Annotated in this window: 10 protein-coding genes, 1 pseudogene and 2 riboswitches; of the genes and pseudogenes, 7 read left to right on the plus strand and 4 right to left on the minus strand. The window is 61.7% G+C overall.

Annotation, left to right across the window (positions count from 1 at the left end):
• The first annotated feature begins 80 nt into the window (after positions 1 to 80).
• Together PMI01S_RS25080 and nfuA are read left to right on the plus strand one after the other, a co-directional pair.
• Positions 81 to 724, plus strand: a pseudogene (locus PMI01S_RS25080) (hypothetical protein).
• Between the two features lie 57 nt (positions 725 to 781).
• Complete coding sequence (gene nfuA, locus PMI01S_RS25085; protein WP_028621370.1) at positions 782 to 1,366, plus strand: Fe-S biogenesis protein NfuA; 585 nt, start codon at positions 782 to 784, stop codon at positions 1,364 to 1,366.
• Between the two features lie 171 nt (positions 1,367 to 1,537).
• Here nfuA and cobM read toward each other — a convergent pair whose 3' ends face one another.
• The 4 genes from cobM to PMI01S_RS25105 form a co-directional block, all read right to left on the minus strand.
• Positions 1,538 to 2,284 (minus strand): precorrin-4 C(11)-methyltransferase, encoded by a 747-nt coding sequence (gene cobM / locus PMI01S_RS25090; protein WP_084322807.1) that lies wholly within the window; start codon positions 2,282 to 2,284, stop codon positions 1,538 to 1,540.
• A gap of 82 nt (positions 2,285 to 2,366) precedes the next feature.
• Entirely contained in the window at positions 2,367 to 2,780 is a 414-nt protein-coding gene (locus PMI01S_RS25095; RefSeq protein ID WP_084322808.1) for a cobalamin biosynthesis protein, read from the minus strand.
• Positions 2,777 to 3,481, minus strand: a complete 705-nt coding sequence (locus tag PMI01S_RS25100) for a CbtA family protein (RefSeq protein ID WP_084322809.1) — start codon at positions 3,479 to 3,481, stop codon at positions 2,777 to 2,779. Before PMI01S_RS25100 ends, PMI01S_RS25095 begins: the two co-directional genes overlap by 4 nt.
• An 11-nt stretch (positions 3,482 to 3,492) precedes the next feature.
• Positions 3,493 to 3,684, minus strand: coding sequence for a CbtB domain-containing protein (locus PMI01S_RS25105; RefSeq protein WP_084322810.1), 192 nt, complete (start codon positions 3,682 to 3,684; stop codon positions 3,493 to 3,495).
• Positions 3,685 to 3,803: 119 nt separating this feature from the next.
• Positions 3,804 to 4,031: riboswitch (cobalamin riboswitch) on the minus strand.
• 175 nt (positions 4,032 to 4,206) lie between these two features.
• A riboswitch (cobalamin riboswitch) is annotated at positions 4,207 to 4,419 on the plus strand.
• Positions 4,420 to 4,519: 100 nt separating this feature from the next.
• On the opposite strand from PMI01S_RS25105, the gene cobW reads away from it, so the two are divergent.
• From cobW to PMI01S_RS25130, 5 genes are all read left to right on the plus strand, one after another.
• Entirely contained in the window at positions 4,520 to 5,581 is a 1,062-nt protein-coding gene (gene cobW, locus PMI01S_RS25110) for a cobalamin biosynthesis protein CobW (RefSeq protein ID WP_084322811.1), read from the plus strand.
• Between the two features lie 3 nt (positions 5,582 to 5,584).
• Positions 5,585 to 9,379 (plus strand): cobaltochelatase subunit CobN, encoded by a 3,795-nt coding sequence (gene cobN, locus PMI01S_RS25115; protein WP_084322812.1) that lies wholly within the window; start codon positions 5,585 to 5,587, stop codon positions 9,377 to 9,379.
• A gap of 165 nt (positions 9,380 to 9,544) precedes the next feature.
• A complete protein-coding gene (locus PMI01S_RS25120; protein WP_084322813.1) occupies positions 9,545 to 10,543 on the plus strand; it encodes a magnesium chelatase ATPase subunit I in 999 nt (332 codons plus the stop codon).
• Between the two features lie 119 nt (positions 10,544 to 10,662).
• The gene (locus tag PMI01S_RS25125) at positions 10,663 to 11,208 is read left to right on the plus strand and encodes a vWA domain-containing protein (protein ID WP_167362957.1); all 546 of its coding nucleotides are present in this window, start codon (positions 10,663 to 10,665) and stop codon (positions 11,206 to 11,208) included.
• Between the two features lie 184 nt (positions 11,209 to 11,392).
• Positions 11,393 to 13,039, plus strand: coding sequence for a phospholipase D-like domain-containing protein (locus tag PMI01S_RS25130; RefSeq protein WP_084322815.1), 1,647 nt, complete (start codon positions 11,393 to 11,395; stop codon positions 13,037 to 13,039).
• The last annotated feature ends 45 nt before the right edge of the window (positions 13,040 to 13,084 follow it).

Here is a 13,084-nt window from a genome sequence, read left to right on the forward strand (position 1 = left end):
ACCTTGATGTTGAACGTGACGCCGCCATCGCCAGCAAGCCGGCTCCTAAAAGGGAAATGCGGTGGTTTGCAGGGCGGTCGATGTTGATTTCGGTACAGGCACTGCGCGCGCTCTCGGCCTGGACGGTGGGCCGATCGGTCAGATGTTCATCGACAAAGGCGCGGTGGGCGTTGATGTCTTCTTCGTTATCAGTGGTCTGGTGATATTCCTGTCCACCGAGGGCAAGTCGCTGCCGCTGGGGCGGTTTCTGTCCTGGGCGTTGCTGTTCCGTTTGCAGGCACCGTTGCTGATCGTCGCTGCGCTGCTGTTTGCAGTGTGCCAGGCGTGGACCGGTTACGGCTGGATCAGCGAGTTTTACCGTTCGGACATTGTTTATGAGTTTCTGCTGGGGATTGCCATCGGCATGACCTACCGCCGTGGCTGGATCAAACCCGTTTTATGGTTGCCATTGCTGGCGCTGTCGTGCATGGCGCTGGAACGCTTTTTCGAGAACCGCCGGATGTACCTGATGCACGTGTTGGTGCTGTCTGCCGGAGGTTTTGTCGCACAGCGTTATGGCGTAAACCCCTATGTCATGTTCACCGTTTGCGTTGCGACCATTGGCGTGGCGTCGTGGGCAAGTTACGAATGGGTGGAAAAAAGCAGCTATCGGTGGCTTAAAGCGCGGATTGACGGCGAACTGCCTGATCGCGGCGAACTGGCGCTTTCCCGACAAAAATACTAGGACTTTGTACGGCGCGATGATTGGCGTAAACTGCGCCCAAGCCTGCGAGGAGTTTCCATGACCGCTATTACCATCACCGACGCCGCCCACGATTACCTGGCTGATCTGCTCTCCAAGCAGAACACCCCGGGCATCGGCATCCGCGTCTTCATCACCCAGCCTGGCACCCAATACGCCGAAACCTGCATTGCCTATTGCAAGCCGGGCGAAGAAAAACCCGAAGACACCGCGCTGGGGCTGAAAAGCTTCACTGCTTATATCGATTCGTTCAGCGAAGCTTTCCTGGACGACGCGGTTGTCGACTACGCCACCGACCGCATGGGCGGCCAGCTGACCATCAAGGCGCCAAACGCCAAAGTCCCGATGGTCAACGCCGACAGCCCGGTCAACGAGCGCATCAACTATTACCTGCAAACCGAAATCAACCCGGGGCTCGCCAGCCACGGCGGTCAGGTCAGCCTGATCGATGTGGTTGATGACGGCATCGCCGTGCTGAAGTTCGGCGGCGGTTGCCAAGGCTGCGGCCAGGCGGACGTCACCCTGCGTGAAGGCATCGAGCGCACCTTGCTCGAGCGCATTCCCGAACTGAAAGGTGTTCGCGACGTGACCGACCATACGCAGAAAGAAAACGCCTACTACTAAGGTGTTCGCTGCAGAAACGAAAAAACGGCACCCGTGAGTGCCGTTTTTTTATGGGTGAATTTCACTGACGCCTTCGTGAGCAAGCCCGCTCCCACATTTGTTCGCCGTCGTTCACAGATGTTGTGTTCGCTGAAGATTTAATATGGGAGCGGGCTTGCTCGCGATGGGGCCCTACGGTCGATACAAATGCGCATGCCCGGCGCGATACAGCGATGACTCACTGAAGTGATCGCTCCCCAACACCCGACCCACCAGAATCAACGCCGTGCGCCGAAACCCCTTCGCCTCGACCTTCCCGGCAATATCCGCAATCGTTCCCACCACCCAATCCTGATCCGGCCAGGTCGCCCGATGGATCACCGCAATCGGGCAGTCCGCGCCGTAATGTGGCAGCAATTCCACGAGGATTTTCTGCAGATGATTGACCCCCAAATGAATCGCCATGGTCGCCCCATGCTGCGCCAGACTCCCCAACTCTTCACCCGCGGGCATCGCAGTCTTGTCAGCGTAGCGAGTCAGAATCACGCTCTGTGACACGTCCGGCAATGTCAGCTCCGCACCCAAAAGCGCCGCGCAGGCCGCCGTGGCGGTGACACCGGGAATGATCTCAAACGGAATATCGAGTTCGCGCAGGTAGCGAATCTGTTCGCCAATCGCGCCATAAAGACTTGGGTCGCCTGAATGCACCCGCGCCACATCCTGGCCATTGGCATGGGCGGTCTTGATCAGTTCGATGATCTGTTTCAAGTGCAGTTCGGCGCTATTGACCACCTGTTCGGCGCGATGGCCCTCCAGCACCGCGGCAGGTACCAGGGAGCCGGCGTAGATGATCACCGGGCAACTGCGGATCAGCCGCTGGCCTTTGACGGTGATCAGTTCCGGGTCGCCGGGACCTGCGCCAATGAAGTAGACGGTCATCGTCGTTTCCTGTCAGAAAAAGGGTCTGGGCAAAGCTTCAGATGAAGATTGCTCATGATCGAGGGCGGGATTATCGAGGATTTTACGCAGCGCTGGCCAATGCCAGGGTCGCCTGGGCGTATTTTTGTCGTGAGATCAACAGTTTTGCCGGTGCCTGAGCCAGTTGTTCTGCGAGGGCGAGGGCGGCGCTTTCCGCTACGCCATAGCAGCCGGTGCGCTCAAAAGCGATGTCCGAGCGGTGGCTGAGTTGAGGTTGATAACCAGCCAGTTGCTCACTGCTGAAGTACATCAAGGGCAGCGCGAGTTGTGCGGCGAGTTCGATCAGGCCAGGCTCGTCGCGCTTCAGGTCGATGCTGGCCAGGGCCTTGATCTGGTGAAGTCCGATTTGATGCGCCTGTAATGCCTGATCGAGTAACGCCCGCAGCGTGCTGACGGGGCAGCCGCGCTGGCAGCCCAGGCCGACCACCAAAGTCGGCGCTGTGCCGGTATCCGTCATGCGTGGTATTGGCCATCGCTTTTGCGGCGGAACAACCAGGCGCTGATCAGGCCAAGGGCCAGCCAGAACGCCACGTTGGTCAGCTGCGAAGCGATTTTGAACTGGGATTCCAGGGCTTCCGGCGCGAGCATCGAGTGCACTTCCGGTTGCGGCGCACCGATGACGTGAGGAACGGCGAGAATCGCCACACCCAGGATCTTCATCAGCCAGTGCCGGCTGAACACGATCAGCGCGATGCCGACAGCGGTGGACGCTGCAGTGCCGATCCACCAGATTTGCCGTTGTGCCAGGTCCGCCGCGGCAGTGCCCGGCAGTTCCGGTGGCAGGCCCAGGGTCGGCGCCAGTACAAACGTCGCGTAACCAGCCAGACCCCAAAGCAGGCCCTGGGAGGTTTTGGTTGGCGCACGCAAGGTGTAGAGGCCGGCGAGCATCAGCGCGAAACCGACAGCCACCACCAGGTTGCCGCCAGTCGTCGACAGCACGCGCTGCCAGCCGTCTTCCGGCTCCCAGGCTTCGGCATCATGGGGGTGAGCGGCGGTACCGGCGGCGTGTTCGTGAACTTCAACCGCAGCCGGCTCGGATTTTTCGTAAGTCTCAGCCTGCAGAATCAGCGGGGCGACCCAGAAACTTTGCAGCAGAGTCAGCAACAGGGCGGCCAGCAGCCCGGTGAAACCCGCGGTTTGCGCAATACGCTTGATCATGTCGGCAGGTCTCAATGGCACGGGAAGGCAGAGCTGTGGCGGGTATCGTGCGCTGCGTTGTGCACTGCTTCGATGTGCGAAAAACCGGCGAAATACACAAGGCACGCGCCAAGAATCGACGCACACACGGCGGCGGTCAGGCGTTGGCTCAGGGTTGTTGTGGTGCTGGCGGTGCTGTGGCCGGTGCTGCTGATGATCGACATGGCGCTTCCCTCTGGTCTGTCAGCGGGTGAATAGAGCGCATGGAAGATCCCTGCGAATCGGGCTCGCAGAGATTCAAACAGCGCCCGCCCACCGCGGGTTTGTTATTCAGTGAACAGAACGTCACTTTGTGTTGCGGGCCGGTCTCCGGGCTCGCGAGGGGCTTGGGCGTCAGCCGAAACCTGCAAGCGTCACCTTCCCATGCCTAACTGCTGGCACAGTGGATCTGACGCTTCGCTCGCTTACCGTTGCGGGGGCAGCACCGGACTGACATGGCTTTGAGTAAAGCACATGATTCACCGGTTTCCCGTTTCACCCTGTGAAGGGCACCCGTAACAAGGTGCGTAGGAGAGCATGGGCAGGGGTTGGGCGTCAATTGGCAGGGGTTCTCAATTGGGATTGAAATGATGATTTGTAGGAGCTGCCGAAGGCTGCGATCTTTTGATCCTGTTTTTTAAAAGCAAAATCAAAAGATCGCAGCCTTCGTCAGCGCCTACAGACATTGACCCGCCCCAAGACGATGCGTAGCCTTGCGCTTTCGAGGTTCTTCGGCGTTTGCCGAAGCTAAGAAGGGAACGCGGTCGATGCCGCGGCTGCCCCCGCAACTGTGAACGGTGATGTTCGCTGCCACGCCACTGCACGCTCCAGCCCTGGAGCCCGCGGGAAGGCGCAGCAAACGCCAGTCCAGCGACTGGCACACCGTCAGCCAGGAGACCTGCCTCGACACGAATTCTCACTACAACCGGGCGGGGTGATCCGGTGGCGAAATCTTCCGCGCGCGCATTCGTTGCAGCGGTCGTCGTCCCGTATGCCCGCCACCTTGCCAAAGGGCATCCGATGAAAACACTGGCCAAACTCCCCGTCACCATCGTTACCGGCTTCCTCGGCTCGGGCAAAACCACCTTGCTGCGGCACATGCTGGACAACGCTCAGGGCCGCCGCATTGCGGTGATCGTCAACGAGTTCGGCGAACTGGGCATCGACGGCGAAATCCTCAAGCAATGTTCCATCGGCTGCACCGAAGAAGAAGCCAACGGCCGGGTCTACGAACTGGCCAACGGCTGCCTGTGCTGCACCGTCCAGGAAGAATTCTTCCCGGTGATGCGCGAACTGGTCGCTCGTCGCGGCGACCTTGACCACATCCTGATCGAAACCTCCGGCCTGGCCCTGCCAAAGCCTTTGGTGCAAGCCTTCCAGTGGCCTGAAATCCGCAGCGCCTGCACGGTTGACGCGGTGATCACCGTGGTCGACAGCCCGGCTGTTGCCGCCGGCACTTTCGCGGCCTTCCCGGATCGGGTCGACGCCCAGCGCAAACTCGACCCGAACCTGGACCACGAATCGCCCCTGCACGAACTGTTCGCCGACCAACTGGCCAGCGCCGACCTGGTGATTCTCAACAAGGCCGACCTGATCAGCCCGGAAGACCTGGCTCGCGTACGCCTGGAAGTCGCCGAAGAACTGCCGCCGGCGGTGAAAGTCATCGAAGCCAGCAGCGGTCGCCTGCCACTGGACGTGCTGATCGGCCTCGGCGCCGGTTCCGAAGAGCACATCGACAGCCGTCACAGCCATCATGATCACCACCATGAAGGCGAAGATGATCACGATCACGACGCGTTCGACTCCATTTCCATCGAACTGCCACAAGCCGACGAAAGCCTGCTGCTGGACGCGCTGACCCAACTGGTGGTCAAGCACGGCATTCTGCGGGTCAAAGGCTTCGCCGCCATCCCGAACAAACCGATGCGTCTGTTGATCCAGGGCGTGGGCACGCGTTTCGACAAGCACTTCGATCGTCAGTGGGGCACTGATGAAGCGCGCACCACGCGTCTGGTGTTGATCGGTCAGGAGCTGGACGCCGCGCAACTCGAAGCGCAACTGCGCGCCGCGCTCAGCGTTTAACCCATGCACCTGCTCAGGACCCAGCCCGGCGGTTTCGTGTCGGACGACAACATTGCCGACCTTGGACAAACCCCCGCCGAGCTGGTGATCCTGTGCAGCGGTGATTCCAGCCTGGCGCTGCTCGCCGAAGCGGCGCAGCAATTGCCGGACCATTACCCGAGCGTGCGCCTGGCCAATCCGATGCAGGTGCAGAACCATGCGTCGGTCGACCTGTATGTCGATGAAGTGCTGCGCCACGCCAAGGTAATTCTGATTTCGCTGCATGGCGGCATTGCCTATTGGCGTTACGGCGTCGAGCGTCTGGTCGAGCTTTCGCAGCGCGGCGTGCAGCTGATTCTGGTGCCCGGCGATGATCGCCCGGACCCGGAGCTCAGCGACCTCAGCACGGTTGGCGTCGAAGACCGCGACCGGCTCTGGCATTACCTGCGCCAGGGCGGCATGGCCAACGCCCTCGATCTGTTTCGCTGTCTGGCCAATCGCTGGCTGGATCGCGACTATGCGTGGGCCGAACCGCAAACCCTGCCGCGTACCGCGATCTATCACCCACAAAAAAGCCCCGCCGCATTGAGTGATTGGCACGCCGACTGGCAAGCCGGTCAACCGGTGGCGGCGGTGCTGTTTTACCGCTCGCATTTGCAGGCGGCGAACACTGCGTTCATTGATGTTTTCTGCCAGCGTTTGCAAACGGCGGGGTTGAACCCCTTGCCGATTGCCGTGGCCAGTTTGAAAGAGCCCGGCTGCCTGGCGGTGGTCGAGGACTGGCTGGATGAAGTCGAAGCAGGGGTGATTCTCAATACCACCGGTTTCGCTCAATCCAGCCCCGAAGCGCCGCATTTGCGGCCGTTCCGCCGCAATATCCCGGTGATCCAGGCCATCTGCGCCCAGGACAATGAACCCGGTTGGCGTGCCAGCGAGCAAGGTCTTGGTCCGCGGGATCTGGCGATGCACATTGCGCTGCCAGAACTGGACGGCCGGATCATCAGCCGCCCGATCAGTTTCAAGGACCTGGCGTGGCGCAGTGAGCGCAGTCAGTCCGATGTGGTCTGTTACCGGCCTGCACCTGAGCGCATGGATTTTGTCGCCGAACTGGCGCGGCGCTGGATCGATCTCGCGCGGCTGCCGAACAGCGAAAAACGCATCGCCCTGATCCTCGCCAATTACCCGACCCGCGACGGGCGCATTGGCAATGGCGTCGGCCTCGATACACCCGCCGCAGCGTTGAACATCCTTCGTGCGTTGCACGCAGAAGGTTATCCGCTGCCCGCCGAACTGCCCGACAGCGGCACCGCGTTGATCCAGCAATTGCTCGGCGGTGTCAGCAACGACCTCGATACCCTCGACCAGCGTCCGTGTCATCAAAGCCTGGCCCTGGACGACTACAACTCGATGTTCAACGCCTTGCCCGAGGCCAACCGCCAAGCCGTGCTGGAGCGCTGGGGCACACCCGAAAGCGACCCGATGTTCCGCGGCGGGCGGATGATGATCGCCGGACTGCGTTTGGGCCTGACCTTCATCGGCATTCAACCGGCGCGCGGTTATCAGGTCGATCCGAGCGCGGTCTATCACGACCCGGACCTGGTGCCGCCCCACGGCTATCTGGCGTTCTACTTCTGGTTGCGCAACACCTATGGCGCTCACGGCGTCATCCATGTCGGCAAGCACGGCAACCTCGAGTGGCTGCCGGGCAAAGGCGTCGGGCTGTCGGACACCTGCTGGCCGGACGCCTTGCTCGGGCCGCTGCCGAACATCTATCCGTTCATCGTCAACGATCCGGGCGAGGGCGCCCAGGCCAAGCGGCGCACTCAGGCGGTGATCATCGATCACCTGATGCCGCCGCTGACCCGCGCCGAAACCTACGGGCCACTGCGCAACCTCGAACTGTTGGCCGACGAATATTACGAAGCGCAATTGCTGGATCCGCGTCGCGCCCGGGAGTTGCAGCGCGACATCCTGCAACTGGTGCGCGACACGCACATCGACCGCGAACTGCAACTGGACGAGAAACTCGACAGCGACGCCGATGCGGCGATCTGGTTGCCGCGTCTCGACACTTACCTGTGCGATTTGAAAGAGTCGCAGATCCGCGATGGCCTGCACATCTTTGGCGAGTCGCCCTCCGGGCGTTTGCGCATTGATACGTTGTTGGCGTTGTTGCGCATTCCTCGTGGCGATGGCCGTGGGGCGCAATCAAGTCTGTTGCGGGCGTTGGCCAAGGCATTCGAGTTGGGGTTTGATCCACTGGATTGTGCGTTGGCCGAGCCTTGGGCCGGGCCGCGTCCAATTGAACTGCAATCGCTTGGCGATGAAGCCTGGCGCACGGCGGGGGACACCCGCGAGCGCCTGGAGCTGTTCGCCGCGCAACTCATCGCGCAAACCCTGAATCCCGACCCCGAACCCTTGTGGCGAGGGGGCCTTCTCCCACAGGAGGCGAGTTGGGACGAGGTTGGCGCCATCCTCGACCACCTGCACGAAGTCGTCGCACCTCGACTGGACGCCTGCGGCCCCGCAGAAATGCGCGGTCTGCTCGACGCCCTCAGCGGCCGCTTCGTCCCGGCCGGCCCTAGCGGCGCGCCAAGTCGCGGTCGCCTGGACGTGCTGCCGACCGGACGCAACTTCTATTCGGTAGACGTGCGCAACCTGCCGACCACCACTGCGTGGCGCATCGGTTTCCAGTCGGCCAACCTGATTCTTGAACGGCACTTGCAGGATCACGGCGATCACCTGCGTCAGCTCGGCCTGTCGGTCTGGGGCACTGCGACCATGCGCACCGGCGGCGATGACATCGCGCAGGCCATGGCGCTGATGGGCGTGCGCCCGGTCTGGGCGACGGGCAGTCAGCGCGTCGATGATTTTGAAATTCTGCCGCTGAGTCTGCTGGACCGTCCGCGGGTCGACGTGACCTTGCGCGTGTCCGGTTTCTTCCGTGATGCGTTTGCCAATCTGATCCGTCTGTTCGACGCCGCCGTGCAAGCGGTCGCCGCGCTGGAGGAGCCGGACGATCTCAATCCATTGGCCGCCAAGGTCCGCGCCGAGCGTGAAGCGCTGTTGCAATCGGGGCTCGATGAGGAGGCGGCCAGGCGTCAGGCCGGTTGGCGCATCTTCGGCGCCAAACCCGGTGCTTACGGCGCAGGTGTGCAAGGCGCCATTGACGGGCGTCTGTGGCAAAGCCGCGAGGACCTGGCCGAGGTGTACCTGAACTGGGGCGGCTACGCTTACGGCGGTTCCGACGAAGGCACCGCCGCCCGCGAACAGTTCGCCCAACGCCTGAGCCAGGTTCAGGCCGTGCTGCAAAACCAGGACAACCGCGAGCATGACTTGCTCGATTCCAACGACTATTACCAGTTCCAGGGCGGCATGCTCGCCGCCGTGGAAAGCCTGAGCGGCGAAGCGGCGGCCAGTTACCATGGCGATCACAGTCAGCCGGACTTGCCGAAGATTCGCACGTTGAAGGAAGAGCTGAATCGGGTGATTCGCTCGCGGGCGGCCAATCCGAAGTGGATCGACGGCGTGAAACGCCACGGCTACAAAGGCGCGTTTGAACTGGCAGCCACGGTCGATAACCTGTTTGCCTTCGATGCGACGACGCAGTTGATCGACGATCACCAGTACGCGTTGCTGGCGGATGCGTATTTGCTGGACCCGGCGACGCGGGATTTTGTTCGCGAGCATAATCCGCATGCCTTGCGCGACATGACCGAACGCATGCTGGAAGCGCAGCAGCGCGGAATGTGGAAGGAGCCTGGCGAGTACCGCGAGGCGCTGGAGAACTTGTTGTTGGACATAGAAGAAGACAGCTGATGCGCCGCCGACTCTGTGGGAGCGGGCTTGCTCGCGAAAGCGGTGTGTCAGTTGACACCATTGGTGAATGTCAGGCCGCATTCGCGAGCAAGCCCGCTCCCACAGGTAAGAGGTTTGTCAGTGAATTGCACTGATCCACCCACCGACCATGAACGAGAATTGAAGATGACCGACACCCCGCATTTCCCCTTATCCGCCGTGGTCGGCGCCGACGACTTGAAACTTGCCCTGTACCTCACCGCCATCGACCCGAAAATCGGCGGCGTGCTGATCGAAGGCCCGCGCGGCATGGCCAAGTCCACCCTGGCCCGCGGCCTCGCGGACCTGCTCGCCAGCGGTCAATTCGTTACCTTGCCGCTCGGTGCCACGGAAGAACGCCTGGTCGGCACCCTCGACCTCGACGCGGCCCTGAGTGAAGGTCGCGCACAGTTTTCTCCCGGCGTGTTGGCCAAGGCTGACGGCGGTGTGCTTTACGTCGATGAAGTCAATCTGCTGCCCGATCACCTCGTGGACCTGCTGCTCGACGTCGCCGCCAGCGGCACCAACCTGATCGAGCGCGATGGCATTTCTCATCGGCATTCGGCGAAGTTCGTGCTGATCGGCACGATGAACCCGGAAGAGGGTGAGCTGCGGCCTCAACTGCTCGACCGCTTTGGCTTGAACGTGGCGCTCAGTGGTCATACTGCACCGACCCAGCGTGGCCAGATCATCCGCCGGCGTCTGGATTTCGACAGTGATCCGCAACGGTTCTGCGCCGAGTGGGAGGGCCAGCAGCAGTCTTTGCGTGAACGCTGTGAGAACGCGCGCAGCACGCTGGCGAGCATTCCCCTCGACGATGAAGCGCTGGCACAGATTACCGAGCGCTGTTTCGCTGCGGGTGTCGATGGCCTGCGCGCCGATCTGGTCTGGCTGCGCGCCGCCCGTGCCCACGCGGCGTGGCGGGGGGCGAGCGCCATTGCCGACGAGGATATCGACGCGGTGGCCGAATTCGCCTTGCGTCACCGTCGTCGCGAACAATCGCCACCGGCGCCGCAACAGGCCCGACAACCCTCACCACAACATTCCGACCCGAGTGAAGGCCAGGGCCAATGGGGCGAAATGCCGGCCCAGGCGTTGCCGGTCGGTGCCCGACGCGAAGTGCCGAGCTGGCCAAAAAAGCCCTAGGCATTCGCCCTCGATCTGATGCGGGGGCGAATGCCAGGCCCCGCGCCGGATCGCTGGCCAACGGCAAACAGGGCACACGTCAGGCTGCACGCAGTGGTTCGATCAACTGGCCCGGCACCTTGCTCAATGGCCGTCCTCGTCAACGCCAGGATGTGCTGTTTCATTTACGCACCCGTTCGCCCCATGAACTGTGGCTGGTGATCGTCGACGCCTCGGCCTCGACGCGTCGCCACCAGGCATTGAGCGATGCCAAGGGGTTGCTGGCGCAACTGTTCGACGACGCTTACCGCCAACGCGCGCGCCTGGCGTTGTTGACGGCCAGCGGTCATGCCCCAGCGTGGCAAGTGCAGGGGTTGAAAGCGTCCAGCGGTTTACGCCACTGGCTCGATGGCCTCGGCGCGGGCGGCGGCACGCCGTTGCTGGCGGCGCTCGGCGAGGCGGGACGATGGCTCGCGGCACGACAAAAACGCTTTCCGGCGGAACAGCAGCGGTTGTTGCTGGTGACGGATGGGCGATTGAAGGAGTGGTCGAGTTTGCCGGCGCTGGAGTGTCCAGGGTTGTTGATCGATATCGAGCGCGGGCCGATTCGGTTGGGGCGGGCGCAGCAGTTGGCGGCGGAGCTACAGGCGGATTATCGACATATCGATGAGTTGATTTCAGGTTGAGTTTTACAGTGTCTGTGCTGGCCTCTTCGCGAGCAAGCCCGCTCCCACATTTGATCTGCGGCGTTCACGGATCCCATGTGGGAGCGGGCTTGCTCGCGAAGGCATCACCTCGGTATCGGATAATCACGACCAATCCGCAGCGCTGCCCTATGCTCTGAAAGCAAGCCATTCACAGGAGTGAAGCATGCGTGTTCTCGCCACAAACAGTCAGGACGATTTTCGCGTCAAAGCCTACGCCGGCACCAACGGCGTGTTGCTGGCCATGGACCTGGCCGAATCCCGTCGCACAGGCCTGCTGGGTTTCGCCATCGAGAAACAGCAGGGTAGCAAGCCCTGGTTGTTCCTCTTCAACAGCCTGACGTTCCCCGGCAAGGCGCATACATTCCCGCAGTTTCACGCCACCCCGAGCGATCTTGCGCCGTTGCAGAAATTTCGCTGGGCCGATTACGCGGTCAATCCGGGAATGACCCTCCATTACCGGATTCACCTGGCGTACGGCAGCGCTGACGCACCGCAGCTGGGCGAGTACCTGGAAGTCAGCGTCACGTCCGACAATGGCCTGCCGCAGCATCAAAGCGTGATCTTCAACCGTGCGGTGGCCGCCAGTCAGGCGTTCCAGCGCAAATTTCCCGAACTCGACGCGCTGATCAGTGCCAACAAAAACCTGCCCATCGAAGCCTGGCCCGATGCGCCTCGGCAATGGCTGGAAAACGGTTTGCTCGGACGCTTGCTGGGGTTCATCGAGCGGGCGGTGGATGATCAGTGGGCGCTGGACATCGCCATTTACGAATACGAGTTGCAGGTGATCGTCGATGCCGTCCACGCAGCGTTCGAACGTGGCGTGAAGGTTCGCGTGCTGTATCACGCGCAACCCGACGATGACGACACCGCCATCAACGAAGCCAGCCTGGAAAAAATCCCGGCGGCGAACAAGCGCGGTCGAATCACCCACAACATTTTCCACAACAAATTCATGGTGCTGAGCCGGGTCGATGCCGCCGGGCAGCTTCAGCCCGAAGCGGTGCTCTGCGGCAGCACCAACTTCACGCCCAATGGCGTTTATCGTCAGGCGAACGTGGTGCATGTGCTGGATGATGCCAGTGTCAGTGCGAGCTATCTGCGCACTTTCGAGCAAGTCTGGGCGACACCGGGCGATGTCGGCGCCACCCGGCAATGGATCACGCAACACAACCCGATGGACCCACAGCAGCCCATGTTCGCCGGCTTCTCACCGCGTTCGGGTCAGGGCGATTTACGTGAGTTCGTCGAGATCATCACCGCCGCGAAAAAAGACGTACTGTTCGTCACGGCGTTCGCGTTACCCGACGACATCCTCAACGCCTTGCTTGGCCAGCCCTACGACGACATTTTGCGTTACGGCCTGCAAAACACCGCGAGCCGCATTACCGGTTTCCACGCCGATCGTAGCGCCGAGTTCGCCGCTACCGCACTGCTCAACACCGGGCTGGAGGGCTGGCTTCGCGAAAACATGAAAGGCCAGAAGGGCAACCTGCTGGTGCACACCAAAGCCGTAGTCACCGACTTCACCAGCGACGCGCCGACGATCATCAGCGGCAGCCACAACCTCAGTGCTGCGGCCAGCAATGGCAACGACGAGAATTACCTGATCGTTCGCGGCGATACTGACCTGGCTGATCGCTACGGTTTGGAGTTGCTGCGGTTTTACGAGCATTACCGTTTTCGATATTTCGCCAAAAAGCTTGCGCTGAAGCAGGTTCATCCGCTGGCGGCGGATGACAGCTGGACCAATGACTATTACCTCTCGGGGGATTTGCGGCAGCTGTCCAGATTACGATTCTCCGGGCGATAAAGGTCTCCTTGTGGGAGCGAGCTTGCTCGCGAAAGCGATGGGTCA

Source organism: Pseudomonas migulae NBRC 103157 (genome assembly GCF_002091715.1).
GTDB lineage: Bacteria > Pseudomonadota > Gammaproteobacteria > Pseudomonadales > Pseudomonadaceae > Aquipseudomonas > Aquipseudomonas migulae_A.

What these genes read in the sequence shown, in the direction of transcription:
- cobW (WP_084322811.1), top strand. Translation starts at nt 4,520, where the DNA reads ATGAAAACACTGGCCAAACTCCCCGTCACCATCGTTACCGGCTTCCTC.
- cobM (WP_084322807.1), bottom strand. Translation starts at nt 2,284, where the DNA reads ATGACCGTCTACTTCATTGGCGCAGGTCCCGGCGACCCGGAACTGATC.
- PMI01S_RS25100 (WP_084322809.1), bottom strand. Translation starts at nt 3,481, where the DNA reads ATGATCAAGCGTATTGCGCAAACCGCGGGTTTCACCGGGCTGCTGGCC.
- cobN (WP_084322812.1), top strand. Translation starts at nt 5,585, where the DNA reads ATGCACCTGCTCAGGACCCAGCCCGGCGGTTTCGTGTCGGACGACAAC.
- nfuA (WP_028621370.1), top strand. Translation starts at nt 782, where the DNA reads ATGACCGCTATTACCATCACCGACGCCGCCCACGATTACCTGGCTGAT.
- PMI01S_RS25095 (WP_084322808.1), bottom strand. Translation starts at nt 2,780, where the DNA reads ATGACGGATACCGGCACAGCGCCGACTTTGGTGGTCGGCCTGGGCTGC.
- PMI01S_RS25105 (WP_084322810.1), bottom strand. Translation starts at nt 3,684, where the DNA reads ATGTCGATCATCAGCAGCACCGGCCACAGCACCGCCAGCACCACAACA.
- PMI01S_RS25130 (WP_084322815.1), top strand. Translation starts at nt 11,393, where the DNA reads ATGCGTGTTCTCGCCACAAACAGTCAGGACGATTTTCGCGTCAAAGCC.
- PMI01S_RS25120 (WP_084322813.1), top strand. Translation starts at nt 9,545, where the DNA reads ATGACCGACACCCCGCATTTCCCCTTATCCGCCGTGGTCGGCGCCGAC.